Raw genomic sequence first — 24,239 nt, 5'->3', positions numbered from 1 at the left:
GAGTGTGGAAATCTTGATCCCCGGCACAGGCGCGAGCCGTGAATATGCCACTTTTCAAGCCAAACGAAAATGCACAGCGCGGCTGCGTCCACAGCGGATTTACGGCATGAACAAAGCGTTCATGGGCTGTTCATTTGTAAAGAAATAGACCGCTCTCAGATTTGTTTCAGGCGTACTCATTCGCCGTCCGCAAAAGAACCAAGGAGAATTAACAATGGCGGTTGCCCATCAAAGCCAAGCTCAGGTTTCCCGTCTATCAAACCCTGCGATAGCCTTCACCCAGCCGGGCGGCGAAGGTGTCGCCAGCCGGTCCCGTGCGCGGGCCATCGATCTGGTCCATCTGGCACGCCAGACGCTCGGCGACCGCGCGCTGGAGGCTGAGGTGCTGTCGCTGTTTTCGCGGCAGGCGAGCGGCGTGGCCAACCGGATCGGCCAGGTGACGGGCAAGGAGAGAGGGCTTCTCGCTCACTCGCTGAAAGGCTCGGCACGCTCCATCGGCGCTTTCCGGGTGGCGGAGCTTGCCGAAAAGGTGGAAGCCAATCCCTCCGATGAGAAGTCCGCGGCTGCGCTGCGCGATGCGCTGACGGATGTGCAGGAGTTCATTGCCGCAATCAGCCGGTAATTCGCTTTGGCCGCCCAAGCGGTTGCACTCGACCATGCAAAGCAGTATCTGCCTGGATCAGAGTACCGCTTGGGGCTAGGCATGACAAAAATCACCTTTGTTTCGTTCGACAGCGCGACGCGCACGCAGGTGGAGGCGGAAAACGGCTCCACCGTGATGGAAAACGCCATTCGCAATGCCATTCCCGGCATCGATGCGGAATGCGGCGGCGCCTGCGCCTGCGCGACCTGCCATGTCTATGTGGACGAGGAATGGACCGATATTGTCGGCGAGCCGTCTCCCATGGAAGAAGATATGCTGGACTTCGCCTATGACGTCCGCCCCAATTCGCGGCTCTCCTGTCAGATCAAGGTCAAGGACGAGTTGGACGGCCTCGTGGTGCATATTCCGGAACGGCAGAGCTGAAGCAATGATCCCAAAGCAGATCATTGCCAGAAAATGAAGGGGTTGGGACGACCAAATGAGTGACATTATCCGCACGGACGTGGTGATCATCGGGGCGGGGCCGGTCGGGCTCTTTGCCGTTTTCGAGCTGGGACTCTACGATCTCAAATGTCACCTCATCGATATTCTCGACCGTCCGGGCGGGCAATGTGCGGAGCTGTACCCGGAAAAACCCATCTATGACATTCCGGCCTGGCCGGAAATCTCTGGGCAGGCGCTGGTCGACCGGCTGATGGAGCAGATCAAGCCGTTCTCGCCGCAATTCCATTTCAACCGCATGGTCACGCGGGTCGAGCGGCAGGCGGATGGCGGCTTTCATGTGGAAACCGACGAGGGAGAGATCTTCGAGACCAAGGTGGTGGTGATCGCCGCAGGCGGCGGGTCGTTCCAGCCGAAGCGACCGCCCGTCCCTGGCATCGAAGCCTATGAGGGCAAAAGCGTCTTTTATTCCGTGCGCCGCATGGAAGCGTTCCGCGACCAGGATGTAATGATCGTCGGTGGCGGCGATTCCGCGCTTGACTGGGCGCTGAACCTGCAACCCATCGCCAAAAGCCTGACGCTGGTGCATCGCCGCGCCGAGTTCCGCGCTGCGCCCGACAGCGTCAAGAAAATGTTCGAGCTGGTTGACAGCGGCGGTATCGCCTTCGAGCTTGGCCAAGTGACCGGCCTCAAGGGCGAGAATGGCGAACTCTCTGGGGTGACGATCAAGGGGCCGGATGGCGAAAAGGAGCTTGCGGCGACGCGGATGCTGCCATTCTTCGGCTTGACGATGAAGCTCGGCCCCATCGCGGATTGGGGACTCAATCTCCACGAAAACCTCATTCCCGTCGACACGGAGAAGTTCGAGACGTCTGAGCCCGGCATCTTTGCCATCGGCGACATCAACTGGTATCCCGGCAAGCTGAAGCTCATCCTCTCGGGCTTCCACGAGGCGGCGTTGATGACCCAGGCGGCGAAGCGGATCGTCAACCCCGGCGAGCGCGTGGTGTTCCAGTATACGACGTCTTCGACGAGCTTGCAGAAGAAGCTTGGGGTGCAGTAGACCATAGGCCGTCCCTAATAGGGGGAGGCTGCGACTAATCCACCGCCTTCGTCAGCGTCCGCTCCAGCCGGTAGGTGAGCAGACGCTCGAAGCGCTTTTCGAAGTTGAGCGTCTCGACATAGTCAAATCGCTTCTGCGCGATGTCATGCGCTTTCATCAGCCGTTCGGTCACCTTGTTGATGTCGTCCCGGAGCTGCGCGCAGTCAGGGCGCGAGGGTAGGGCGCGGATCGCCCGTTCGATCTCGCTCGCATGGCTGTGGGCAATGCTGATATGGCTCTCCTCGTGGCGCTTGATGTCCTGCGCCAGCGTGTCCCAGACGAGCGCCAGTTCCGGCCCGGCCCGGCGCCGCTGCTTCCAGCGCGGCAGCATAATTTTGGCGTAGACATTGACATAGACACCGGTCACGCGGCACGCGCCCTTGTCCGAACGGTAGCGCGCCTTGGCATCGAAGCGAATCTGCGCCGCGCCCGGATGATGCTGTCCCGTGCTTTTCAACAGCGGACCGCCGCGCGCGAGGGCTCGGTCGAGATCGGCCGCGGTCTTGCCCTGGACGGTGTAGTAGCTGTAGCTGCGAAAAACGGTTGCCGCATCCGCCGCAGTGGCCGCGCCGGCAAAGAGAGCCGTTGCGACCAGAACCTTATGCATAAACATTATCTTCAACCCGGTTCCTTTGCGGCTTATGCCAATGAAATCGCCCATATAACAATCGGGTGGCGGATAGGTTCACCATGACGCACAATCGTCAAGACAAATATAATTGTCGCGGGAATCGATAAAGGAAACGGACGCATGCGAAGGGAATGGCAGCTCGCCCATGGGCGCAGTCTTATCTTGGGAGAGGAGGCCATCATCATGGGCATCCTCAATGTGACGCCGGATTCCTTCTCCGATGGGGGTAGCCATGACGACCTGCCGCGCGCGCTCGAAGCGGCCCGCCGCATGCGCGAGGAAGGCGCTGTCATCATCGACATAGGCGGCGAGTCGACCCGGCCGGGAGCTGAGCCCATTGATGCGGCGACCGAGCAGGCGCGCGTCCTGCCGTTGATCGAGGCGCTGGCGCGCGAAACGGACTGCATTATCTCCGTCGATACCTATCGCGAGGAAACCGCGCGGCTGGCGGTTGCGGCGGGGGCGCATATCGTCAACGACGTCTGGGGCCTGCAGCGCGAGCCGGGCATTGCAGATATAGCGGCGGAAACGGGGGCCGGGCTCGTCATCATGCATACGGGCCGGGAGCGGGAGCGCGATCCTGACGTGATCGCCGACCAGTTCGCTTTCCTCGACCGCTCGCTCAAAATCGCCCGCGCGGCCAAGGTCCGGGACGACCAGATCGTGCTTGATCCGGGCTTCGGCTTTGCCAAGGATACCCATGAGGGCGTGGCGCTGATGGCGCGGTTCGGGGAATTGCGCGCGTTCGGCTTTCCGCTGCTCGTCGGCACCTCGCGCAAGCGGCTCATCGGCGCGCTGACGGGGCGCGACATGGCGGAGCGGGATGTGGGCACGGCAGCGACCTCCGCCATTCTGCGGCTCGAGGGCGCGGATGTTTTCCGGGTGCACGATGTGCCGGTAAACCGCGATGCGCTCAAGGTCGCCGACGCGGTTCTAAAGGCGCGCGGGGATAAAGCAGTATGAAGCGCGCATGGCTCGGCCTCGGCGGCAATATCGGTGATCCCGTCGCGGCGATGGGACAGGCGCTGCGTATGCTGGACGAGCGCAAGGATGCGCGCGTGGTCAAGGTCTCATCCGTCTACCGCACGCCGCCCTGGGGCAAGACGGATCAGGCCTGGTTCCACAATGCCTGCGCGGAAATCGAAACGGCGCTTTCTCCCGTAGCGCTGCTTGATGCGTGCCTCGATATCGAGAAAGGCTTGAAGCGGCTGCGCTTGGAGCGCTGGGGACCGCGCACGATTGATATCGACGTGCTGGCATTCGAGGGTGTGGAGCATCTGGACGCGCCGACGCTCACGCTGCCGCACCCGCGCATGACCGATCGCGCCTTCGTGCTGGTGCCGCTGGCGGAAATCGCGGCGGGGCTGGCGGTGAATGGCCGGACGGTGGCGGAATGGCGGGACGCGTGTGATGATAAGGGGGTGGAGAGGCTGGCGGGAGAGAAAGTGTGGTGGCATCTCGGATAGCTTTGCCGGGTTGCAACCAAATTTCAGTTGCAGAATTCTGTGGAGATCATTAATTTGGGGGCGCAGTGACGCAGTTAGACAAGCTGATCGAGGAGTTTAAGCAATGTGTGGGACCATTTAGGTATAAAAAACTGGTCCGTATTCTGGAAGGGCTTGGATATGAGGAGAAAACCACCCGCGGAGGCAGCAGGAGGCGCTTCCTCAATCGTGATACCGGCCACATCATCACCTTGCACGAACCGCATCCCGGCAATGAAATTCAGCTTTACTTGGTCAAGCAAGTTCGGGATGCATTAATATCGAAGGGGTTGATATGAAGACGCTGCATTATAAAGGCTATCAAGGTGCCGTCGAGTTTGAGGACGGTCATCTGTTCGTGCGCGTTCTCCATATAGACGACGTTCTGGTGGCCCAGTTCGACAATGCGAGCGAAGCCGACCAGGTTTTTCGTGAGATGGTCGACGGATATCTGGCGGATTGTGCAGAATTCGGGCGAGAGCCAAACAAGCCATTCAAGGGCTCGTTCAACGTCCGCATTCCGCCAGAACTACATCGCCGCGCCGCGATGATGAGCGCGGAAAGCGGCGTTTCGCTTAACACATGGGTGTCTGAAGCAATTTCAGAGAAAGCCGGTCTAGGGTCGCATCGTTAAGGGCGCTGATAGCACAGGGGTTCCTGCGCTATGGCACTTAATTTTTCGCGATGCTGCTAACTGCCGCGGCGTCGACGCGCTTCAGGCTCATGCCGATGACGGGGACGAGCTCTTTGTCGACGCGCACGGAGACGGTGACGTTCATGGTGTTCTCGTCGGCGATGCGGGCGAGCATGGCGCCGTTCAGTTGTTTGCGGTTGAGGCCGAAGACGACACGGTCGCCGCTGACAGTACCCGAGGTTACGTCGAGGCCCTTGCCCGCCGCGCCGTCGTTGAAGATGCCAGTATAGGTGCCGCCCTTGCGGGTGACTGTCGCCTTCATGGGCTGGGAAAAGACGCCGACCCGGCAGGAGCCGTCGAGTGTCATGCCGACATCGTTTTCAGGCGTGGTGCCGGCAAGGGTGCAAATGAATTTCGTGCCCTTGTATTTGCCCGCGACGATTTCGCCGGGCCCGGTCCATTGTCCCTCAACATTGCGGAAGAAGCGCTCATCCTTGTCGGCGGCGGCAGCCGGAGAAACCGCGCCTGCCAGCGGCAACAGAAAGAGACAAGCGGCAACGCAATTTTTCATGGGACGGACTCGGGAGCTCTGCACGGGGCGTTTCAATGCCGAATAATCGGCGCGATTGGTTAATGCTTGGTTTGCGCCGCGCTGAATGTCAATCCTTCTTCTTGCCTGTCTGTTCGCCTGTGAGCCTGGCGAGGTCGCCGATAAAGTCGCCAATGCCCGGCCGTTTCTCCGCTATGAAGGGGAAGGGGCGCACGATATCCATGGCAGAAATCCCGATACGCGCGGTCATCAGGCCATTGATGACGCCTTCGCCGAGCTTCGCGGAAAGCCGCGAGGCGAGGCCGTGGCCGATGATCTGCTGCACGAAACTATCCCCAACTGCGATGGTGCCGGTGACGGCGAGATGGGCGATGACGCGGCGCGTGAGCCTGACGAAGCCGAGCGTGCCGGGCCGGCTGCCATAGAGCTCCGACAGGCGGCGGATGAGCCGCGCCGCTTCGAAAATCACATAGCCGATATCCACAAGCGCGCGGGGGCTGACCGCCGTCACCACGGAAACGCGCTTGGCGGCGGCGAGGATAAGCCCGCGCGCCTCGCGGTCGAGCGGGCGCAGGATTTCCGTTTCGGCGAGGCGGATGAGGTCGCGCCCGTCGATGATATCGCCTTCGAGCGAGTTCAGCATTTCGCGCCCGCGCGCCGTGGCGGGAAGGGTGGAGGCGATAGCTGTGAGCCTGGCCACGGAGTCGCGGGCAAGGCGGGCATCGTCGCGCGCCGCCGCATCCGCCGCTTCCTCGCGCAGGGATTGGACGGAGGCGAGCCGTCGCAGCGCCAGCGCCTCGCGGGTTATGACGATCAGAAATGCCAGTAGCGCGACGCCGGCGGCGCCGAGGCCAACCCAGCCGAGCCAGGTGGAGCGGTCGAAGAGGGCGCGGATCAGGTCATCCGTCCAGATGCCGATGGCAAGCGACAGGAGAATGCCCAGCGCGCCCGCGAGAATGCCGCCGAAGGGGAATTTCCTGCGCGGCGGCAAGGCCGGTGGCGGGGTGAGCGCGTCCATCTCGTCGCGGTCGAGGCCTTCGGCTTCGAAGACATCGACGGGTGCGGGTGTCACCACGGCCATGTCGCGGATCGCGGTCGGCTTGCGCGCGGGCTTTTTCTCCGGCGCGGCGTCGTCCTCTTTCTTGCCGCCCTCGGCGGAGACGGACGGGCTGTCGAGGCGGAAGGCGGCGGGCCTGCGAGGCGGTGTCCCGGTCATGCGAGGCGGTCTCCGATCAGGAATTGCAGCGCACGGTCGAGCCGGATGTGCGGCAGCGACAGTGTCAGCCCCTCGGCGGTTCGCTCCAGCCTCGGCGGGCGGAAGCGGACGAAGCGGATGATGTCATGGGCGGGGTGGGCGGCTTCTTCAAAGATCGATTCCGGATTTTTGGGTAAGTCCCCGGGAAATATCGCGGTTTCCGTTTTTCCGTCGAAGATTTCGCCGTCGATCATTTCGCCCTTGAGCGGCGTGCCGATGATGACGGGCAGGGTGTCGCGGCCTTGTGTCACCGTCGCCTCGCGGGTGGCGCGGACGGCGGCCATGGCGAGCACATCCACTTCCGCGCCGGAAAAATCGGCGCGCTTGATTGCCCGGTCGACCAGGCGGCGAACGATCGCCTCCAGCCGGTCGTGGCTTTCGTGGTGCAAATGGTCCGCCTTGGTGGCGGCGACGAGGATGCGCCCGATGCGCCGCTGCACGAGGCCGGTCAGGAAATTGGTGCGGCCTGGGCGGAAGCAGGAAAGGATTTCGGTCAGCGCCCGTTCGAGATCGGCAACGGCAGGCGCGCCGGCATTCATCGCCTGCATGGCGTCGATCAGCACGATCTGGCGGTCGAGCCGGGCGATATGCTCGCGGAAGAAGGGCTTCACCACATGGGTCTTGTAGGCCTCGTAACGCCGCTCCATCATGGCGGCCAGCGAGCCGGCGGCGTGTTTGCCCTGGAGGTCAGGAAGGGGCGCGAAGGTGAGGGCGGGCGAGCCGTCGAGGTCGCCGGGCATCAGGAAGCGGCCGGGCGGGAGGGTGGAAAGCGCCCGCTCATCCGCCTTGCCGGCGCGAAGGTAGGCAGTGAAGCTTTTCGCGAGCCGCTGCGCCGTCAGTTCGTCGGCTTGTGCTTCCGGGTCGGCGGTGCGCGCCTCGGCAAGCCATTGCGCCGCCGGTTCGGCATGGGCGGGCAGGCGGGCCAGCTCAAAGGAATCGCGCGAAAAATCCGCATAGGTCTTGCTCAGAAGCGGCAGGTCGAGCAGCCATTCGCCAGGATAATCGACGATATCGACTGAAAGCCTCCCCTTGGAGAACATCCGGTTCCAGGCGGAGGCGGATTCATATTCAATGGTCAGGCGCAGTTCGGAGACGGCACGGGTCGATTCCGGCCATTCCCTGAGGTCGATCAGCGCCTTCAGATGCTCCTCATACTGGAAGCGCGGCACGGCATCATCCGGCTGGTGCTCCAGAAACGCGCGGGCAATGCGGCCCTGCTTCTGCGCCTCGAACAGCGGCAGCCGCCCTCCGGCGATGAGATTATGCACCAGCGCGGTGATGAACACCGTCTTGCCGGCGCGGGAGAGGCCGGTTACGCCGAGGCGCAGCGACGGGGAAACGAGGCCGCCCGTACGGTCGACCAGCGTATCCAAGGCAATCTTCGCCTCGTCCGTCAGGGTGGTCAGAGTCGCCAAATTGCCCTCATCGAAATCCAGTCCGGTTCGAAATATACTTAGGAAAGCCGGTGAAACGGTTAAATATCAGCGATGTCGTCAGGCGTGATGAAAGCGTGGAGCGTTCCGGCGCCTGTCTCAGCTTCTGCGAGCGGACCATGAAAATCAATCACCGCGAGGGCGGCGGTGGGATACCCTTCCGAAAGCCGTCGTAGCGCGAGCGGATCGCCTTGCCCTACGAGCATGAGCGCCAATTCGGCGATGGAAGGATTGTGGCCGATCACCAGCAGCGAGGCCGCTGCCGGCGCCGCTTCCCGGATGATTTCGAGATATTCATCCGCGCCGGCTGAATAAAGCTCCCGGCTGTCGACGATGGGGAAGGGAAGGTTCAGAGCGGGACGCAACTGCTCGAGCGTCTCGCGCGTGCGCTTCGCAGTGGAACAGATCGCCATATCGAAGACAAACCCAGCTGCTTCCATGGCCTTGCCGATTATGCGTGCTTCCTGCCTGCCTTCTTCGGTCAGCGGGCGGTCGAAATCATCCATTCGGGGTGCAGCGCGGACGGCTCTGGCGTGACGGAGGAGATAGAGGCGAGTCATTTCGATATCCCGGTTGGCAACGCAATTCATAACCTACACGCTGCCTCATTGTCGCCGGGGTGGCGATGCAAAAGCGCATCATCGTTGACGGTAATAAAGGAAACGCTGCAATTTTCAGCAAAATCAATGCACTAAAAAGTGGTGCTGCTTGTTCGTTTCTTGTTGTGCGTTGTTGCATCTGGACCTATATAGGCGCTCGCGTCTCCTAGATGTGGGGTGATTCAGACATGAGTGAATTGATCGACCTTGACTACAGGCCCACTGAAGACGAGCCGTTCATGAATGAGCGGCAGAAGTCTTACTTCCGCGCAAAGCTGATAGCCTGGAAAAATGACATACTCCGCGAGGCCCGCGAAACGCTCGAAGCCTTGCAGCAGGAAAACGCCAATCATCCCGACCTTGCCGACAGAGCTTCATCGGAAACAGACCGCGCCATCGAACTGCGCGCCCGTGACCGGCAGCGCAAGCTGATCGCCAAGATCGACGCCGCCCTCCAGCGCATCGAGGACGGCACATATGGCTATTGCGAGGAAACCGGCGAGCCGATCAGCCTGAAGCGGCTGGACGCCCGCCCGATCGCGACGCTGTCCATCGAGGCGCAGGAGCGGCACGAGCGGCGGGAAAAGGTTTATCGCGACGATTAATGTCCGATCTCGAGAGGTCGCAGACTTTTCGAGAATCGTGTGCAAACTTGAATATTGAACAGGATGCCCGATTCAATCGGCATCCTGTGCTGCCCGGTGGCGAATTGCCCTATTTCCTGGCCGGGAGCTTCATATGCCGCGTCACCATATGAGCGACCAGGACGAATAGCACGCCGATAATTCCTCCCAGAATGACGTTGAGCACGCGCTCGCTGGCTATTGCAACCGATTGGCCGGAGAGCAGCAAGGCGAGCGCGATCAAAGCGCAGCGCGTGCCGAAGCCGATGACATAACGCTCGAACGCCACAAGCGTCAGGATTGCGCCCAGCGAGGCGAGGCCATACGCAATCGCGGAGTGCGGCATGGCGAAGCCGAGGAGAATCCCGACCGGAACGCCGATCAGTGCACCCGTCGTCCGGTCGCGCAATTTCAACCGCGAGCTTGCCGTATCGCCCGTCACGACGCTGGCAGCCGACCAGATCACCCATTGTCCATGATCGAGGCCTTGCCACTCGACGAGAAATGCAGCCGTGCCGACGGCAAGAATGACCGCCGCCATGTCTTCCAGGTAAGGGCTGCGATTTCCGTGCGATTTGTCTCGGGTCAGCCGTATGAGATGGCGGAGGCCGTCCGGATGAGCTCTTCCCGCGCGCATATGCTCTATCCCGGCCTGGATAATAACGGGGATGATCGCAAGGGTGATGTAGGGAAGAAAGGCCAGCGCCGTTGGCCAGTAAAGATCATGGGGCAGGTTTTCTCCCGTCTCGCAGGCGAGATAGAGAGCGGGGATGAAAGTGAAATTGCCGAGCGAGCGGAATTTGCTGCCCTCGGCTGCAAGGCGGATTGTTCCAGCCGCCATCAACGCACAAGCTGCGACAAAAACTGCCGGGACGAGAAGCGCAAAGAACAGAAGCAGAAAGCCGGAGGCTATTGCGACCCCGTGCAGGATTACCCCAAGGGGCGCCAATCCAGTGCGTTCCCATGCTATTTGCGCTGAAATCGCCACTAAGGCGGCCTGGAGCCAGACAGGCTGGCTCAAGATCAGTGATAGAAGGACGAATGGTGCTACCGATACCAGTGCCCGCAGAAGCGGACGCCATGTGATGCCGGGAAGTGCAATCCTCATGCGGGGCGGATCACAGAGTGTGCATATCGCCGACGTGGATGATCTTGGCGATGCGGGCGAGCCGCTTCATCGCGGCTTCGTGCTCTTCCGCGCGCGCGGCGGCGCAGGCGTCCTCGGCAATATAGACCTCGTAATCCCGGTCATGCGCGTCGCGCGTGGCGGCTTCGACCGCCCATGGGCTGCTGACGCCTGCAATGATGAGCCGTTCTATCCGGTTCGCGCGCAGAGCCGCCTCGAGGCCGGTGCCGTAGAAGGGGCTCACCCTTGGCTTGACCATGATGAGATCAGCGAAATCCGAGCGAAGGTCTTCATGAAAACCGGTGCCCGGACCGTCGAGCGCCAGCGCGTCCAGCTCATTGGCGCGGCCGAAGAGCGGCGAGTTTTTCGGCTGGTCCTTGTATCCGCGGGAGAAGCCGACTTTGACCAGAATGCTGAGCCAGCCCTTGTCGCGGGCGATCTTCAAGGCTTCATTGGCCTTGGCGATCACACCGTGCTCTTTTACCTGCTGAGCCGAGGCGGCAATCTTGCCGTTCGGGTCCACGATATCGACGATGTAATCGAGGCCGATGAAGGCGGTGTTCATGCTGCGCTCTCCTGTGGTGACATCTGCCTATGGTATCGCGGCCCCTTATTTCCTGCCGTCAGTTCCTCCTGCTTCTCGACAATTCGCCGAGCAGCTTTTCCATTTCGTCCTCAAGCTGGTTGACCGCTTCGTCCTGCGGCTCATGTCCGGCAGCGGAGATGTTGAGTTCGTTCGAGGGTTCGTCATCCAGCTGGATCTCGTCGAGGGTTAGCTCGTCGAACATGGAATCGTGCAAATCGTCTGCGAACGTATCGAGCTTGCCGGAGACGTCCTCCCGCGCAGCCGGAGCCGAAGGGAAGGGCGTGACGGAGGTCTCCTCGATGCGGGGCGCGCGGGCCTCGGGCTGGTCGAAATTTGCGAAGGACGGGGCGGTCCGTGCCGGGGTCGTCTCGGCGCGCGGCTGCGGCGTTTCGCGGGCAGGGGCGACGTTGAGGCCCGCCGTGCTGCTGCTTCCCGAGGCGGCGGCAAGGCCCGACGTGGCGCTGATCACACCCTGCGCCACCTGGCTCAGCGGATAGGCCGGATGAGCGCGCACGGGCTGGGGAGCAGCTGGTTGGGGCGCGGTCGTGCGGGACTGCGGCTGCGGCGGAACCGGCGCCGGGCGCGGCGGCTGGCTGAATTGCGGCACGGGCCGGGCGGCGGCGGGCGCAGGCGAGTGCTGCGCCGATTGGGCCGGTTGTTGCGGCTGCGGCGCCGGCCTGACCGCTGCGACGGTGGGACGCGGACGCTCCGGATGCCTTTCGGGGAATGGCGTCACCGAAGCCGGAGGAGCCTGCCTCGCGGCGGGCGCCGGATTACTCACCGGCGCGGCGACGGCGGGTGCGGCAGGGGCCGGTTCAGGCGCGAGGGAGGGTTCGGCTTCCTGCGCTTCGGCAACAGGAGCGGCGGGTGCAGGGCGCTCGGCGCGCGGTTCCGGTTCCGCTAGTTCCGTCTTCGCGGCGGATGGGCGGTCTTTCGCGCGGGCCGCCTGGATATTTTGCTCCACGACGATATCGGTCGGACCGCCGATAAGGAGCAGGTGCTCGACATCGTCGCGCCGGACCAGGACCAGCCGGCGGCGGCTATCGACCGCGGCCGCGTCCATGACGGAGAGGCGCGGCGCGCGTCCGCGTCCGCCAGCGACGAAAGTTCCGCCGGTCACGCGGCGAATGACCGTCAGCACCGCCACGATCGCCGCAAGGATCAGCAGGAACAGGAGGATGAAGCCCGCCACGCGGGCGGCATTCTCGCCGACAATTCCACTCAGCCACTCGTACATCCACTCTTCTCCTTAAGAACTGCAGCCGTGGCTGCATATCCCCGTTGCCTTGCCGGAATGCTTTTTAATTTTCCCGGTCAGGATATCCGACGAAAGCTGTCGAAGGAAACAATCAGAAAACGAACTATTCTTGTTATCGCCTTGTAACCAACAGAAAACATGGCGAATCGGGCGAGAATGCGGCCTTGTTACACTCAATGGTCGCGCTGCCTGCTTTAATTGCCGGATTTTCCTGCGTATGGGTTCCCGTATCCGGGAATGTATGATCCAAGCCATTGCGAATCGGATATTCGGCATTTCATGGCGGCTGAAAGGCCGATAGAAATAGAATAAAAGGGTTGAGGGCCATATGTCTCAAGACGCACGGACCGATCTTTATCCAAAACCGATCGTCTCGGGACGCAAGGGGCCCGGAGCGGCGATCCGGCTTCTGGTGCTCGGCATCGTCCTGACGGGCGCGGCCTTCCTCTATTTCGTCTTCCGCGACCAGCTGGGCGATGCCTTCCTGCTCGGCCTCCTCGGTGTGCTGACCATGGTTGGCGTCTTCTATCTGTTCGGTGCCGCCATCGGGATCATCCAGTTCACCCCGCGCGTGCTGGGGGACGATCTGGCTCATGCCTTTATCGACTCGCAGCCCGAGGGAACGGTTATCCTCGATAGCCGGGGCCGTGTCGTTTACGCCAACCACGCCTATGCCGCGCTGACAGGCGCGACCGATGCCACCGATGTGCGCACCCTCGATACGATCCTTTCGGGCGAGCCGGCAGCTTCCGACGCCATCTACCGCCTGTCGAATGCGGTGCGCGACGGCGTGCCGGCGCAGGAAGAGGTGCGGCTATCCCATGCGATGGCGCCGGCATCCGACGGTCCTCGGGCGGTGGGGCCGACATGGTATCGCATCAAGGCGCGGCCCATCGCCTCGACCCCCGACCATAAGGGGCCGCTGTTTGCCTGGCAGGTCGCTGACATATCGGATGAGAGGGCGGAGCAGGAGCGCTTCTTTCAGGATCTGCAGGAGGCCATCGACCATCTCGACCATGCGCCGGCGGGGTTCTTCTCCGCCGATGCCGCGGGCCGGATCGTCTATCTCAACGCCACGCTGGCGGAATGGCTGGGCGTCGATCTGACGAAATTCGTGCCGGGTTCGCTGATGCTTAATGATATCGTCGCGGGCAATGGCATGGCGCTGATCAATTCGGTCAAGGCTGATCCGGGTTCGAGCCGCAACACGGTGATCGATCTCGATCTCGCCAAGCTCAACGGGCAGAGCCTGGCGGTGCGCTTTTATCATCGGGTGCAGGCGCAGCGCGACGGGAAGCGCGGCACGAGCCGCACCATTGTGCTCAACCGCGCCGAGGGCGAGGATGCTTCGGCGGCGCTCCGCGCGGCGGAAGTGCGCTTCACGCGGTTCTTCAACTCCGCCCCCATGGCGATCGCCGCCGTGGATGCCAAGGGCAAGACGCTGCGCACCAATGCGCGCTTCCTCGATATCTTCTCTTCCGCTGTCGATAGCGACGCCATCGATGGCGGCATAAAGCTTGCCGATGTCGTGCATGAACGCGACCGTGAGGCCTTCTCCAAGGCGCTCGCGGCCGCCTTTGCCGGTCAGGCGGAAATATCTCCCATCGATACGGTGCTTCCGACCGACGAGCAGCGGCATATCCGCTTCTATGTCAGCCCCGTCTCGGATGTCGGCGGCGAGGCGGCGGAAGAGGCTGCCATCGTTTCCGCCGTGGAGACCACGGAGCAAAAGGCGCTGGAAGGACAGATGGCGCAAAGCCAGAAGATGCAGGCGGTGGGCCAGCTTGCCGGCGGTATCGCGCATGATTTCAATAATGTGCTGACGGCGATCATCATGTCGTCGGACCTGCTCCTTACCAACCATCGCGCGTCCGATCCGTCCTTCCCCGATATTATGAACATCAAGCAGAACGCCAATCGCGCGGCTTCGCTGGTGCGGCAGTTGCTTGCCTTCTCGCGACGGCAGACGCTGCGGCCCGAGGTGCTGGACCTGACCGATGTGCTTGCCGATCTCAGGATGCTGCTCGCCCGCCTCGTCGGCAAGGACATCGAGCTCAAGATCGACCATGGCCGCGACCTCTGGCCCGTGCGCGCCGATCTGGGGCAGTTCGAGCAGGTGGCGGTCAATCTCGCCGTCAATGCGCGCGACGCCATGCCCGAGGGCGGAACCATCACCATCCGGACCCGCAATGTGGACCAGGCGGAGGCGGCGGCTTTCAACTACCGCGACCTGCCCGTTGCCGATTATGTGCTTGTGGAAGTGGAGGATACCGGCACGGGCATTGCACCTGATGTGATCGAAAAGATATTTGAGCCGTTCTTCACCACCAAGGAAGTGGGCAAGGGCACGGGCCTCGGCCTTTCCATGGTCTATGGCATCATCAAGCAGACTGGTGGCTTCATCTACTGCGATTCCGAGGTGGGGAAGGGCACGACCTTCAAGATATTCCTGCCGAGGCATGTGGAAGCTGCCGTCACGGCTGCAGATGGCACGACGGTGGAAAACGGCAAGAAGGAAAAGAAGAAGGAGCCCGAAAAGCCACGCGACCTCTCCGGCTCGGCGACGGTGCTTCTTGTCGAGGACGAGGATGCGGTGCGCATGGGCGGGGTGAGGGCGCTGCAATCGCGCGGCTATACGGTGCATGAAGCTTCGTCCGGCGTGGAGGCGCTGGAGGTGCTGGCCAGCATTGAGGGCGGTGTCGATATTGTCGTCTCCGACGTCGTCATGCCCGAGATGGATGGCCCGACGCTGTTGCGCGAACTGCGTAAAACGCATCCCGACATCAAGTTCATCTTCGTTTCCGGCTATGCGGAGGACGCTTTCGCGAAGAATTTGCCGGCGGACGCCAAATTCGGCTTCCTGCCCAAACCCTTCTCGCTCAAGCAATTGGCGACGGCGGTCAAGGAGATGCTGGAGGCGGAAGATTGATGCTTTCAATAGGCCGCGACCGGAAGATTGCTGCTTCCAACGGCGAAAAATGAGAATATTCATGCGTTTCCGGCCATCTTAGACCGGTTCGCCTCTTGCAACCGGCTCGCAGAACTGCATTAACTCACCGGATACAGGCAGCTCACCCGGCTTCTCGGGCGCGGCCTGCATAGAGTGTTTTGTCGCATGATCCCGCCCAGAAAAGCCAGCAACTTTCAGGGATCGTGCGATATCCAAAGCATGGCCCCAGGGGGGCTGTCATGAAGGAGGAATTCATGCGTTTTTCGTTGTTCTCCAGCGTTACGCTGGCGGCGAGCATCATGTTCGTGCCGCTCGCCCAAGCCGATATCACCATCGGCCTGATCGCGCCGCTGACCGGACCGGTCGCGGCTTACGGCATTCAGGTGAAGAATGGCGCCGAGAGCGCCGTCGAGGCCATCAACAAGGCAGGCGGCATCAAGGGCGAGAAGGTCATTCTCAAGCTCATGGATGATGCGGGCGAGCCCAAGCAGGCCGTTTCGGTCGCCAACCAGATCGTCGGCGACGGCGTCCATTATGTGGTCGGCCCCGTCCTTTCCGGCACCTCCGTGCCCGTTTCGGACGTGCTGGCCGAGAACGGCGCACTCATGGTGACGCCGACCGCTACGACGCCGACGCTCACCAACCGTGACCTCTGGAACGTGTTCCGCACCTGCGGCCGTGACGACCAGCAGGCGCAGGTTGCCGCCGAATATGTCCTGAAGAACCTCAAAGACAAGAAGGTCGCCATCGTCAACGACAAGGGCCCCTACGGCAAGGGTCTGGCCGATGCCTTCAAGGCGACGCTGAATGCGGGCGGTGTCAAGGAAGTGCTCGATGAGTCGCTCAATGTCGGCGACAAGGATTTCGGCGCGCTCGTCACCAAGCTCAAGGAAGCCAAGGTCGATGTGATCTATTTCGGCGGCTATCATCCGGAAGGCGGCCTGCTCGCACGCCAGCTTAAGGATCAGGGTGTGAAGGCGACGATCATCGGCGGTGAGGGCCTGTCCAACACGGAATATTGGGCGATCGGCGGCGACGCTGCCGCCGGCACCATCTTCACCAACGCTGTTGACGCAACGAAGAACCCCGCCGCGGCGGAGGTTATCAAGGCGCTCGAGGAGAAGAAGATCCCTGCCGAGGCGTTCACGCTCAATGCCTATGCCGCAGTGCAGGTGCTGAAGGCCGGCATCGAAAAGGCCGGCTCGGCGGATGACGCACAGGCTGTGGCCAAGGTGCTGAAATCAGGCGAACCCATCGACACGGTCATTGGCAAGCTCACCTATGGCGAGAGCGGCGATCTGTCGTCGCCCAGCTTCTCGCTCTATAAGTGGGAAGACGGAAAGATCGTCGCGGCTGAATAAGCCATTTCGCGTTGAAGATTAGAGAAGCCGCTGTCCACGACCTGGACGGCGGCTTTTTCACGCCTTATCGCTCGTCTTCGTCGTCATCCGTCAGAAGATCGATCAGCTCCGCCGTCCTGCCGCCCGCGCGGGGAATCCCTTGCAGCACCAGCGCCTCTTCATTGGTGATCCAGCCCCAGGCGAGGATCAATTCCTCAAGCGTGGCGCCCGATGCCATGATTTCGGCGATCAAGAATTCATCGACGGGGCCGAGCACAGAAATGATTTCGTCTCGTGTGATGGCCATGCCGCAACCCTCCCTTGGTTCCTCAGGCAGCGGAACGCTTGGCAAACGCTGGCTACGGCTCTTTGTTCCAGAAAGATAAAATAGCCCATTGAAGCGGCAAGCACCTTCGGCTAGAAACGCCTCAAGCATCTGATTTGCTGATGCTTGGCACCCGTAGCTCAGCTGGATAGAGTGCTGCCCTCCGAAGGCAGAGGTCACAGGTTCGAATCCTGTCGGGTGCGCCATTTCAGTACAAAACTGCGAACGCCGAACGCCGCCGATTCCACGCTCGAAGCGGCGACCAGGAAGACGTCGCCGACGTCATCGCCTTCCTCGCATCGAACGAGGCGCGCTGGACGACGGGTCAGATGATTGATGCGACCGGTGGCGCCCGAATCTGAACGATCAGAACGCCCCGCTACGCGGCCATGAGAAGGCGGTCCGATCACGGCCGTGGCGAGCGCATCGCCATTTGGATGCGCGCGCCAACGCTACCTCATAACCGGAACGGGTTGGGTCAGCTCAACTTCTCTTCCGCGAACGCCTGGATGACGGAGGGCATTGCCTTCATGCGGTTCAGGCAATTCTGCAGATTTGCGGGCAGATCAACGCCGCTCCTCGGCGCGACCATCAGGATCCAGAAGAGATAGCAGTCGGCAATCGTCATCTCGTTGCTGATCAAGAATGCCTTGTTGCCCATTTGATTGGCCAGAATAGAGAAAGCCTTCCTGATTTTTTCGCGGGCGCGTTGCTTTTCCGGTTCGGGGAAATCCCTGAAGAACGGGGCGTAGGCTCCATGGATTTCGCTGGACATGTAGGCGAGCGCCTCGAATGTCCGCCACCTGAGCATGCCATCTTCGGGCAGTAGCTTGCCGCTTTTTTCAGCGATATAGGCCAGGATGACCTGGTTCTCCGTCAGGATCGTGCCGTCGTTCATTTCAATGGCCGGAATGTAGCCCTTCGGGTTGAGCGCCAGAAAATCGCGACTGTCCTCGGTCCTTTTTTCGCGATCGATGCTGACGAGCTCGTAGTCAAGCCCGGCCTCGATGAGCGCTATGTGATCGGCAAGGCTGCAGGCGGCGGGATAATAAAAAAGCTTCACGTGTGGTCTCCGTGTTTGAACCCAGCCAGAGGCAACGCCTGGAACCAGGTCTAAAATGTTGACCACAGCTATTTATGGGACTTAAAAGAAGCCGTCAAAAGCATAAATTTCGGAGCAGGTTAGATGGATATGACTGTCAAGCCAGCCGGCGCCGACTGTCGTGCCGTAAGCGAGATCCTCAGTCGCATCGGCGACAAGTGGACGATCCAGGTGGTCGTCGCGCTTCGCTCGGGCTCACACCGCTTCAACGAAATTAAGCGGCGTGTGGGCGGCATTTCGCAGCAGATGCTGACGAGGACGCTCAAGACGCTGGAACGGGACGGTATGGTCGACCGCACCGTGCGCCACACCACGCCGCCGCAGGTCGAATACGCCCTGACGCCGCTCGGACATTCCTTGTCCGAAGCGGCAAGGCATCTCGCCGATTGGGCAGCGGCCCACCGCGAAGCTATTGCAGACAATCGCATCCGTCACGACAACCGCCAGCCTTGAAGCATTCCCGTCGCAATAGGGCCGAAGCCCAGCCAGTCGGCATCGCAACGTCTGCACCGGGCTCCCCGCCTTCGGGACGAGTCGGCGTCACCATGCCACGCTGAGGCGCTGTCCGACTTCGAAGAACTGCCACTGCAACGCAGTTCCACACCCATCGGCGCGCTTTCTGGATCGATTCAACGCTTCAGGAACGCGGCAATCCGCTGGTCTCCCGCAAGTAGCGACGCGGCGGACACCCCATTTCACGTTTGAACGCTGCAGCGAAGGCGTATTCCGACATATATCCCAGCGAGGTCGCGATTTCGGCGATACTGTCGCGGGTTTCGATCAGCCGTTCGCCGGCAAGCATCATGCGCCAGCGGGTGAGATAGGCGATCGGCGTCGCGCCGACCTTCCGCTTGAAGCGTTGCGCGAAAACGGTGCGCGACTCGCCAACCTGCCGGGCCAATGTCTCCAACGTCCAGGCACGTCCAGGCTCCGCGTGAATTGCGTGGATTGACGGGCCGATGTGTGGATCGGAGAGTGCGGCAAGCCAACCGGTCTCGTCTGGGCCTTGTTCCTCCACATGAAGACGCAGCGCCTGGACCAGCATCATATGCGAAAGCTGTTGCGCCATGAGCGAAGACCCGGCGCGCGCCTCCCGCATCTCCTCCATCATCATTTCGATTAAGCCCCGCAGCCGTGCCTGGCCGTCGGTGGCCCGGATTCGAATGAGGGGCGGCAGCGATCGCAGGAGCAGCGCAGCATGGCGTCCGCTGACCTCGAAGCGACTCCCGACCAGGTAGCATTCCCCGCCTCCATTGACGGTGATGACGTTGCCGCTGCTGTCGGGGTCGAGCACCTCGCTTGCCGGACGCGGCGCAACATTAGGGCCGCTGGCGATGATGACGTTCCGCCCGCTCGGCAGCACGAAGCATTCGCCGGCGTCAAGCCGAACGGCCTTTTCCGTCCCCTCCGCCTTCAGCCAGCACGCGCCGCGGATCACCGCGTAGCATTTGATCCGTCCGGCAAGGTCATCGAGTGAAAGCGCCCACTCGCCGCCGGCGTCGAAACCGGCGGTGATGTAGCTCCGGGGTTTCAGCAGTGACAGCAGGTCGGACAACGGGTCCATGGCAAATCCGAACGATCGCGTAAAACTCTGGGACAATCTCACATAGATCGTATGGCCCGACGTGTCTATCTGACAGTCTCGTTTCACATGCCGACAGGCGGCCTTTGCCGCAGGCCGACCTGCATCATTGAAAGGGGCAACACATGACCGAGGTTTGTGCGAGCGGTGTTATCGACGCCGATGCAGATACCGTCTGGGCCGGTTTGAGGGATTTCTCTGGTCCGGCGCGCTGGGTACGCAACATCGCATCGAGCGATATCGAGGGCGAACACGCCGTTGATCAGATCGGCGCGGTCCGTCGCCTGGTGTTCGAAAGCGGCAATGAATTGCGCGAACGCCTGATCGCGCTGTCGGACCACGAGCGATATTTCCGCTACGCCCTTCTGCCGCCGACGTCGCTTCCGATTCACGACTATAGCGGTAAGGTCCAGGTCGTTCCGATTACGGACGGCAACCGCGCGCTCGTTTATTGGTGCGGCAATTTCACCATCCGTGAGGGCGATCCTGACGAAGTCAAAGCCTGGGTCCAGGGCATCTACCAGCGCGACATCGAGGATATGCAGGCCTATTTCGCCAGGTCCTGATCCTTCCGCACAGAACAAGGATACCGAGGCTGCCTCCGGCGGCACCCGGGCAAAGCGGATGGCCATCGGCATCTACGCCTAGAAACTGGAGAACTCATCATGAAGGCCGCGATCATCACATCGTCTGAGGCTGGCCCCCACTACGGCGATTTCAAGGAGCCCGAGGCCGGTGATGGTGAAGCCGTCATTTCCGTAACCGCAGCGCCGATCAGCCCGATCGTGCGTACCCGGGCCTCGATGAAACCGGCGTCAGATGACGGCAACGGCTTCGTGGCCGGCGTCGATGGGGTGGGTAAGGATGCGTCGGGCCGCCGCGTCTATTTTCTCTTCCCGAAAGCTCCCTTTGGCGCTCTGGCGGAGCGGACGCTTGTCCCGGCGACGATGACCGTTCCCCTTCCGGACGGATTGAGCGATACACGCGCCGCTGCTGTCGCAACCGCGGGGCTGGCATCCTGGGTTGCGCTGACCCGCCGAGTGCCGATCAGAGCTGGACAAACGGTCCTGGTCACCGGTGCCAACGGTGCAGCCGGACGCCTGGCACTGAATGTTGCACGCCATCTCGGCGCGGGACGCACCATCGCGGTGGTGCGTTCCGCCGACAAGCTTGAAGGGCTTGCTGCCGACACCGGCATCGCGCTCGACGCACCGGATGCAGATACCGTTCTGAAGGCGACGTTCGACGCCCGCGTCGACATCGTCCTCGACTTCGTCTGGGGATCGGTGGCGGAACGCGTTCTCACCGCTGCCATGGCAGGTCGTGGTTCGCCTACAGGCGAGCCGAGACGTATCTACATGGTTCTCGGAACGCTCGGCGGCGCCACGGTGCCGCTCTCCGGATACGGTCTCCAGAGCTCGGGCCTCGATATTCTTGGCTCAGGTATCGGCTCGGTTCCCGTACGCGATTATCTGGCCTCCGCTGGCGAGCTCATGGCTGCGGCGCAAGAGGCCGGATGGGCGCCGCCCTGTGAGGTCATGCCTCTCGCAGATATCGCCAGCGTATGGAAACGTTCGAGTGACGTGCGCTACATCATGCGTCCGGACGTTGCGAGCTAAGGCCGCGCGGTCTAGTCGCCCGCTTTGTGCAACGGGCAATCGGCACGTTTGCTGAAATCCTGGGGCGAAACTGCTCAAAGGAGGGCTATAGCGTAGACATAGTTCTCATCATCACCCGGCGCGGTGCGCCAAATACCGCCGATTGCCCTCTGCAGTACGCTATAACCGCCGACCATACGCCTTTGCCTCAGGTAGAGAGCCGCCTGTGCGCAAAAAGGCGTAATAACGGCGGTGTTCGGCGGCGAAAAAGTTTGAATCGCGTCCGGTTTTGATTTGTCGACTTACCTCCGCCTAGACGTCGTAGGGGCTTTGAACGGCAGCTATGCGCTCCTTGTCGGTCACTCAGACTGATTTCGCGGTCGCTTGAAACGGACAGCGTCAGCATAGGCTGTCCGTCGTGGTTGCGCCGGGAGCGGACGGTGAGAATGGATTGCGAAGCAGGCTCTCAGAGCTCAACCCGCCGGTTGTCGTGGAGGCAGTGGGGGCCTGCCATATGCTGACATTGGCTGCGGCCCAATGGAGTCAGCATACGGCTCGCCGCGGTCGGTGCGAAGAGTGGGGACAGCGAACCGCATAAGGATCCCTGACTTCCGATACGCCGGAGCAGGCGGGGGTCGTCGGCATCGAAGCCGGTACTCGCAGCCGTCGTTCGGGGCAAAATGCGTAACGTTCGACCATCTGCGTCGAAGAGCCCGAGCTCCCATCCGATCCATGGCACCGCATGGGATGCGTTCTTCATCGAACCCGTGACGTTGTTCAAAGATAGCGCTTCAACGCCGTTTCGAGCTTCTGGTCCGCGTCGGCCTGCTTCTGCTGTGTCGCAGCAATCCACCCCAGATCCATAGTGAGAGAATCATTCTCTTCTGCCTGCAGCTCGGCAATCTCGACAGGATTTATGCTTCCCGTGGATGTTCTGGTACGTCTAAATTCCTCCACATCAAAAGCATTCCGAACGGAGACATCATCCAGATTCGGTTCTTCGATACACAGTTCGCGGGCAGCCTCGTCAAGCAGTGCTCCGTTGAGGTCCGAAACTGCGATGTGCCGGAGCGTCGCTATTCGAACGAGCCGACCAACTATGTTGTGGGCCTCGCGGAACGACGTGCCCCGCTTTCTGACGATTTCATCTGCCAGCTCTGTTGCGGTAGACCAATTTGCCCCCGCTAACTCCCTCATCCGGTTTTCATCGAACTTCACTGTCTTGATGACAGCGGACATTACCGACAGTGAGCCTGATGCAGCTGCGAAGGCTCTATCGAGCAACGGGACCTCCCGCATCACGACATCTCCCGTGCCTTCTGCCCGAAAGGTCGCAAGTGCCGTTGATAGCCAGGTAACCGCGTCTCCGGCCGCGAATTTGACCGCTTCCAACGCGGCAGGATTCTTCTTTTGTGGGAAGATACTGCTTGTGCCGCACAGTTCGTCGGCTGTTTCAGCGAAGCCAAATTCATAACTTGACCAGATATGCAGGTCGGTGGCGAGATCATTGAGGGTGGCCATCAAAAGCGACAAATTCCCTGCCAGATCAGCTGCGTAGTACGCCTCGCGAACCAGCCTCGAATTTTTCACCAAGCCGTCGAACCCGAGGAGTTCGGTGGTTCTCGCCCTGTTGATCGGCCAAGAGGTACCCGAAAGCCCCGCCCCACCAAGCGGATTCATGTTGAGGCGCCGGTAAGATCCGACAAGTCGTTGAAAATCATCCGCAAGTTTATTGCAGAAGCTGAGCAGATACTGGCCTAGAACGCTGGGATGGGCATGTTGAAGGCAGGTGTATCCAGGCATTATGGTCCCATGATGCCTGGACGCCAGTGTCAATAAGTCAGAGCGCAGGCGCACTATCCCTTTGAGAACTTCGAACGTCGCGGCGCGCTTATATAGCCGCCGGGCTGTTGGTCCCTGATCGAGCCGGCTACGTCCGGTGTGCATTCGCCCGCCAATGCGCTCACCGATGCGAGAGAATAGATACCGTTCAATCTGGAACAGCAGACTTCCATGTGACGCGTCCATAGGGACCCTGTCGGGTCCGAGCGCTTCAACTTCTCGCAAGCAGTTTAATATCGCCTGTGCTTCAGACGCCGAAATAATCGCCTGCTCTGCCAGCATCACCGTGTGAGCCAAGTCCACCTTTATATAGAATGGAAACTGGCGTTTCTCTCGCTCAAGGTGAGGCTCTTCATAAAAGTCAAGGAGTTCTTTGGCGGGCCTGGCATCCAGACGTGCTTCTGGACGTTGCTCGCCGATTTCGTGAATCGGATGCATGAGAATTCCTAAAACAACGGTAGTTGGATGAGCCGGATTAAGACCAAGGCTCGATCGCGAGACTTTCCAGGGTGTTCTCGTTGAAGGTCAGACCAAAACCCGGCTTGTCCGGGACTTCGATATGTCCGTCTTTCGGCACCGGGCGATCATTGTAGAGGTTGGCCCAGATGGGATCTCGGCTTGGGTCGGGATAGCATTCAACGAAAGTCGGGTTCGAGATACCTGCCATCAAATGCATGCTGATGTGAGGTTCGCCGACTTGTCCCATCCGGATATCGGCGAATGCAGCGGCAGCAGCGAGCTTCGCCCATCCAGTAATGCCTCCGCCCCGATTATACGTGAGATTGATGACATCCACTGCCTCGGATCTGATGAGCTCGTAGGCATCGAATACCGAAACCTCCGATTGCCCCGCGCCGGTCCGAATTCCGGTCTTAAACCGAACCTCGCGCATAGCTCTTACAAAGTTTCGTGGAAGGGTTGGCTCTTCAAGCCATTCCGGATCATAGGGTTGGATCAGGTGAACGAACCGGATTGCGTCGCGACTTGACCAAGCCATGTTGGAATCGACGACGATTACAAAGTCTGTGACCTGAGACCCAACTTCCCTCCATTTTTCGGGAGAGTCTTGGGTTTTTAATCTGGCCTCATGCGGCCTGTTTTTCCATAGCCATCTTCATTGCGAACTCTCCGGGTGTGATGTTGCCCAGCGACGAGTGGGGTCTGTTCCTGTTGT

At 61.1% G+C, this 24,239-nt stretch carries 26 protein-coding genes, 1 tRNA gene and 1 pseudogene; 15 read left to right on the top strand and 13 right to left on the bottom strand.

The window, feature by feature from the left end; all coding sequences use genetic code 11:
• The first annotated feature begins 214 nt into the window (after positions 1–214).
• The 3 genes from ACOWVG_RS18390 (at position 215) to ACOWVG_RS18380 (ending at position 2,108) form a co-directional block, all read left to right on the top strand.
• Positions 215–622, top strand: coding sequence for an Hpt domain-containing protein (locus tag ACOWVG_RS18390; protein WP_420963810.1), 408 nt, complete (start codon positions 215–217; stop codon positions 620–622).
• 81 nt (positions 623–703) lie between these two features.
• A complete protein-coding gene (locus ACOWVG_RS18385) occupies positions 704–1,027 on the top strand; it encodes a 2Fe-2S iron-sulfur cluster-binding protein (protein ID WP_420963809.1) in 324 nt (107 codons plus the stop codon).
• A 55-nt stretch (positions 1,028–1,082) separates the two neighbouring features.
• A complete protein-coding gene (locus ACOWVG_RS18380; protein WP_420963808.1) occupies positions 1,083–2,108 on the top strand; it encodes an NAD(P)/FAD-dependent oxidoreductase in 1,026 nt (341 codons plus the stop codon).
• 34 nt (positions 2,109–2,142) lie between these two features.
• Here the strand turns inward: ACOWVG_RS18380 and ACOWVG_RS18375 are convergent, their stop codons facing one another.
• A complete protein-coding gene (locus ACOWVG_RS18375) occupies positions 2,143–2,754 on the bottom strand; it encodes a DUF922 domain-containing Zn-dependent protease (RefSeq protein WP_420963807.1) in 612 nt (203 codons plus the stop codon).
• A gap of 144 nt (positions 2,755–2,898) precedes the next feature.
• Between ACOWVG_RS18375 and folP the strand changes: the two genes are divergently transcribed.
• From folP to ACOWVG_RS18355, 4 genes are all read left to right on the top strand, one after another.
• Positions 2,899–3,741 carry a dihydropteroate synthase gene (gene folP / locus ACOWVG_RS18370; protein WP_420963805.1) on the top strand — a complete coding sequence of 281 codons (843 nt, stop codon included), beginning with the start codon at positions 2,899–2,901 and terminating at the stop codon, positions 3,739–3,741.
• Positions 3,738–4,244, top strand: coding sequence for a 2-amino-4-hydroxy-6-hydroxymethyldihydropteridine diphosphokinase (gene folK / locus ACOWVG_RS18365; RefSeq protein ID WP_420963804.1), 507 nt, complete (start codon positions 3,738–3,740; stop codon positions 4,242–4,244). Before folP ends, folK begins: the two co-directional genes overlap by 4 nt.
• 65 nt (positions 4,245–4,309) lie before the next feature.
• On the top strand, positions 4,310–4,561 hold the full coding sequence (locus ACOWVG_RS18360) for a type II toxin-antitoxin system HicA family toxin (protein ID WP_420963803.1): 252 nt from the start codon (positions 4,310–4,312) through the stop codon (positions 4,559–4,561).
• Complete coding sequence (locus ACOWVG_RS18355; protein ID WP_420963801.1) at positions 4,558–4,896, top strand: type II toxin-antitoxin system HicB family antitoxin; 339 nt, start codon at positions 4,558–4,560, stop codon at positions 4,894–4,896. The genes ACOWVG_RS18360 and ACOWVG_RS18355 overlap by 4 nt, the downstream gene beginning before the upstream one ends.
• Positions 4,897–4,933: 37 nt before the next feature.
• On the opposite strand, the gene ACOWVG_RS18350 is transcribed toward ACOWVG_RS18355, so the two are convergent.
• The 4 genes from ACOWVG_RS18350 to ACOWVG_RS18335 form a co-directional block, all read right to left on the bottom strand.
• Positions 4,934–5,467, bottom strand: a complete 534-nt coding sequence (locus ACOWVG_RS18350; RefSeq protein WP_420963800.1) for a hypothetical protein — start codon at positions 5,465–5,467, stop codon at positions 4,934–4,936.
• Positions 5,468–5,555: 88 nt separating this feature from the next.
• Entirely contained in the window at positions 5,556–6,662 is a 1,107-nt protein-coding gene (locus ACOWVG_RS18345; RefSeq protein WP_420963798.1) for a YcjF family protein, read from the bottom strand.
• Positions 6,659–8,116, bottom strand: a complete 1,458-nt coding sequence (locus ACOWVG_RS18340) for a YcjX family protein (protein ID WP_420963797.1) — start codon at positions 8,114–8,116, stop codon at positions 6,659–6,661. Before ACOWVG_RS18340 ends, ACOWVG_RS18345 begins: the two co-directional genes overlap by 4 nt.
• A 59-nt stretch (positions 8,117–8,175) precedes the next feature.
• Complete coding sequence (locus ACOWVG_RS18335) at positions 8,176–8,694, bottom strand: SixA phosphatase family protein (RefSeq protein WP_420963795.1); 519 nt, start codon at positions 8,692–8,694, stop codon at positions 8,176–8,178.
• A gap of 227 nt (positions 8,695–8,921) precedes the next feature.
• On the opposite strand from ACOWVG_RS18335, the gene dksA reads away from it, so the two are divergent.
• Positions 8,922–9,338, top strand: a complete 417-nt coding sequence (dksA, locus tag ACOWVG_RS18330; RefSeq protein ID WP_420963794.1) for an RNA polymerase-binding protein DksA — start codon at positions 8,922–8,924, stop codon at positions 9,336–9,338.
• Between the two features lie 109 nt (positions 9,339–9,447).
• Here dksA and ACOWVG_RS18325 read toward each other — a convergent pair whose 3' ends face one another.
• The 3 genes from ACOWVG_RS18325 to ACOWVG_RS18315 all read right to left on the bottom strand — a co-directional run bounded on the left by ACOWVG_RS18325 (position 9,448) and on the right by ACOWVG_RS18315 (position 12,305).
• Positions 9,448–10,197 carry an FUSC family protein gene (locus ACOWVG_RS18325; protein ID WP_420963793.1) on the bottom strand — a complete coding sequence of 250 codons (750 nt, stop codon included), beginning with the start codon at positions 10,195–10,197 and terminating at the stop codon, positions 9,448–9,450.
• A gap of 277 nt (positions 10,198–10,474) precedes the next feature.
• Complete coding sequence (locus ACOWVG_RS18320; RefSeq protein WP_420963792.1) at positions 10,475–11,047, bottom strand: isochorismatase family cysteine hydrolase; 573 nt, start codon at positions 11,045–11,047, stop codon at positions 10,475–10,477.
• A 58-nt stretch (positions 11,048–11,105) separates the two neighbouring features.
• On the bottom strand, positions 11,106–12,305 hold the full coding sequence (locus ACOWVG_RS18315; protein ID WP_420963791.1) for a flagellar biosynthetic protein FliO: 1,200 nt from the start codon (positions 12,303–12,305) through the stop codon (positions 11,106–11,108).
• Between the two features lie 349 nt (positions 12,306–12,654).
• Here ACOWVG_RS18315 and cckA point away from each other — a divergent pair, with 349 nt between their 5' ends.
• Positions 12,655–15,255 carry a cell cycle histidine kinase CckA gene (cckA, locus tag ACOWVG_RS18310; protein WP_420963790.1) on the top strand — a complete coding sequence of 867 codons (2,601 nt, stop codon included), beginning with the start codon at positions 12,655–12,657 and terminating at the stop codon, positions 15,253–15,255.
• A 275-nt stretch (positions 15,256–15,530) separates the two neighbouring features.
• Complete coding sequence (locus tag ACOWVG_RS18305; protein ID WP_420963789.1) at positions 15,531–16,637, top strand: branched-chain amino acid ABC transporter substrate-binding protein; 1,107 nt, start codon at positions 15,531–15,533, stop codon at positions 16,635–16,637.
• A 64-nt stretch (positions 16,638–16,701) separates the two neighbouring features.
• Here ACOWVG_RS18305 and ACOWVG_RS18300 read toward each other — a convergent pair whose 3' ends face one another.
• Positions 16,702–16,923 carry a hypothetical protein gene (locus ACOWVG_RS18300; RefSeq protein WP_420963788.1) on the bottom strand — a complete coding sequence of 74 codons (222 nt, stop codon included), beginning with the start codon at positions 16,921–16,923 and terminating at the stop codon, positions 16,702–16,704.
• Between the two features lie 147 nt (positions 16,924–17,070).
• Here ACOWVG_RS18300 and ACOWVG_RS18295 point away from each other — a divergent pair.
• Together ACOWVG_RS18295 and ACOWVG_RS18290 are read left to right on the top strand one after the other, a co-directional pair.
• Positions 17,071–17,147: transfer RNA gene (locus tag ACOWVG_RS18295), tRNA-Arg, on the top strand.
• Positions 17,133–17,303: an SDR family oxidoreductase gene (locus tag ACOWVG_RS18290; protein WP_420963830.1), complete on the top strand. Its 171-nt coding sequence runs from the start codon at positions 17,133–17,135 to the stop codon at positions 17,301–17,303. The genes ACOWVG_RS18295 and ACOWVG_RS18290 overlap by 15 nt, the downstream gene beginning before the upstream one ends.
• A gap of 116 nt (positions 17,304–17,419) precedes the next feature.
• Here the strand turns inward: ACOWVG_RS18290 and ACOWVG_RS18285 are convergent, their stop codons facing one another.
• A complete protein-coding gene (locus ACOWVG_RS18285) occupies positions 17,420–18,070 on the bottom strand; it encodes a glutathione binding-like protein (protein WP_420963786.1) in 651 nt (216 codons plus the stop codon).
• Positions 18,071–18,127: 57 nt separating this feature from the next.
• Here ACOWVG_RS18285 and ACOWVG_RS18280 point away from each other — a divergent pair, with 57 nt between their 5' ends.
• Entirely contained in the window at positions 18,128–18,496 is a 369-nt protein-coding gene (locus tag ACOWVG_RS18280; protein WP_420963785.1) for a winged helix-turn-helix transcriptional regulator, read from the top strand.
• Positions 18,497–18,680: 184 nt separating this feature from the next.
• On the opposite strand, the gene ACOWVG_RS18275 is transcribed toward ACOWVG_RS18280, so the two are convergent.
• Positions 18,681–19,607 carry an AraC family transcriptional regulator gene (locus tag ACOWVG_RS18275; protein WP_420963784.1) on the bottom strand — a complete coding sequence of 309 codons (927 nt, stop codon included), beginning with the start codon at positions 19,605–19,607 and terminating at the stop codon, positions 18,681–18,683.
• A 143-nt stretch (positions 19,608–19,750) separates the two neighbouring features.
• Here ACOWVG_RS18275 and ACOWVG_RS18270 point away from each other — a divergent pair, with 143 nt between their 5' ends.
• The gene (locus ACOWVG_RS18270; RefSeq protein ID WP_420963783.1) at positions 19,751–20,191 is read left to right on the top strand and encodes an SRPBCC family protein; all 441 of its coding nucleotides are present in this window, start codon (positions 19,751–19,753) and stop codon (positions 20,189–20,191) included.
• 237 nt (positions 20,192–20,428) lie between these two features.
• Positions 20,429–21,244, top strand: a complete 816-nt coding sequence (locus tag ACOWVG_RS18265) for a zinc-binding alcohol dehydrogenase family protein (RefSeq protein ID WP_420963782.1) — start codon at positions 20,429–20,431, stop codon at positions 21,242–21,244.
• A gap of 756 nt (positions 21,245–22,000) precedes the next feature.
• Here ACOWVG_RS18265 and argH read toward each other — a convergent pair.
• Both argH and ACOWVG_RS18255 read right to left on the bottom strand, forming a co-directional pair.
• Entirely contained in the window at positions 22,001–23,503 is a 1,503-nt protein-coding gene (argH, locus tag ACOWVG_RS18260) for an argininosuccinate lyase (RefSeq protein ID WP_420963781.1), read from the bottom strand.
• Between the two features lie 37 nt (positions 23,504–23,540).
• Positions 23,541–24,125, bottom strand: a pseudogene (locus tag ACOWVG_RS18255) (enolase C-terminal domain-like protein); the annotation flags it as partial.
• Between the last annotated feature and the right edge of the window lie 114 nt (positions 24,126–24,239).

The sequence above is a fragment of the Brucella sp. IR073 genome, assembly GCF_049065735.1.
GTDB lineage: Bacteria > Pseudomonadota > Alphaproteobacteria > Rhizobiales > Rhizobiaceae > Paramesorhizobium.
The sequence above is the reverse complement of the archived record's forward strand: the minus strand, read 5'-3'. Positions and strand labels throughout refer to the sequence as shown.

Excerpts from the sequence above, each read along its gene's own strand:
- ACOWVG_RS18390 (WP_420963810.1), top strand. The coding sequence starts at position 215 with ATGGCGGTTGCCCATCAAAGCCAAGCTCAGGTTTCCCGTCTATCAAAC.
- ACOWVG_RS18385 (WP_420963809.1), top strand. The coding sequence starts at position 704 with ATGACAAAAATCACCTTTGTTTCGTTCGACAGCGCGACGCGCACGCAG.
- ACOWVG_RS18380 (WP_420963808.1), top strand. The coding sequence starts at position 1,083 with ATGAGTGACATTATCCGCACGGACGTGGTGATCATCGGGGCGGGGCCG.
- ACOWVG_RS18375 (WP_420963807.1), bottom strand. The coding sequence starts at position 2,754 with ATGCATAAGGTTCTGGTCGCAACGGCTCTCTTTGCCGGCGCGGCCACT.
- folP (WP_420963805.1), top strand. The coding sequence starts at position 2,899 with ATGCGAAGGGAATGGCAGCTCGCCCATGGGCGCAGTCTTATCTTGGGA.
- folK (WP_420963804.1), top strand. The coding sequence starts at position 3,738 with ATGAAGCGCGCATGGCTCGGCCTCGGCGGCAATATCGGTGATCCCGTC.
- ACOWVG_RS18355 (WP_420963801.1), top strand. The coding sequence starts at position 4,558 with ATGAAGACGCTGCATTATAAAGGCTATCAAGGTGCCGTCGAGTTTGAG.
- ACOWVG_RS18350 (WP_420963800.1), bottom strand. The coding sequence starts at position 5,467 with ATGAAAAATTGCGTTGCCGCTTGTCTCTTTCTGTTGCCGCTGGCAGGC.
- ACOWVG_RS18345 (WP_420963798.1), bottom strand. The coding sequence starts at position 6,662 with ATGACCGGGACACCGCCTCGCAGGCCCGCCGCCTTCCGCCTCGACAGC.
- ACOWVG_RS18335 (WP_420963795.1), bottom strand. The coding sequence starts at position 8,694 with ATGACTCGCCTCTATCTCCTCCGTCACGCCAGAGCCGTCCGCGCTGCA.
- dksA (WP_420963794.1), top strand. The coding sequence starts at position 8,922 with ATGAGTGAATTGATCGACCTTGACTACAGGCCCACTGAAGACGAGCCG.
- ACOWVG_RS18325 (WP_420963793.1), bottom strand. The coding sequence starts at position 10,197 with ATGGCGGCTGGAACAATCCGCCTTGCAGCCGAGGGCAGCAAATTCCGC.
- ACOWVG_RS18320 (WP_420963792.1), bottom strand. The coding sequence starts at position 11,047 with ATGAACACCGCCTTCATCGGCCTCGATTACATCGTCGATATCGTGGAC.
- ACOWVG_RS18315 (WP_420963791.1), bottom strand. The coding sequence starts at position 12,305 with ATGTACGAGTGGCTGAGTGGAATTGTCGGCGAGAATGCCGCCCGCGTG.
- cckA (WP_420963790.1), top strand. The coding sequence starts at position 12,655 with ATGTCTCAAGACGCACGGACCGATCTTTATCCAAAACCGATCGTCTCG.
- ACOWVG_RS18305 (WP_420963789.1), top strand. The coding sequence starts at position 15,531 with ATGCGTTTTTCGTTGTTCTCCAGCGTTACGCTGGCGGCGAGCATCATG.
- ACOWVG_RS18300 (WP_420963788.1), bottom strand. The coding sequence starts at position 16,923 with ATGGCCATCACACGAGACGAAATCATTTCTGTGCTCGGCCCCGTCGAT.
- ACOWVG_RS18280 (WP_420963785.1), top strand. The coding sequence starts at position 18,128 with ATGGATATGACTGTCAAGCCAGCCGGCGCCGACTGTCGTGCCGTAAGC.
- ACOWVG_RS18275 (WP_420963784.1), bottom strand. The coding sequence starts at position 19,607 with ATGGACCCGTTGTCCGACCTGCTGTCACTGCTGAAACCCCGGAGCTAC.
- ACOWVG_RS18270 (WP_420963783.1), top strand. The coding sequence starts at position 19,751 with ATGACCGAGGTTTGTGCGAGCGGTGTTATCGACGCCGATGCAGATACC.
- ACOWVG_RS18265 (WP_420963782.1), top strand. The coding sequence starts at position 20,429 with ATGAAACCGGCGTCAGATGACGGCAACGGCTTCGTGGCCGGCGTCGAT.
- argH (WP_420963781.1), bottom strand. The coding sequence starts at position 23,503 with ATGCATCCGATTCACGAAATCGGCGAGCAACGTCCAGAAGCACGTCTG.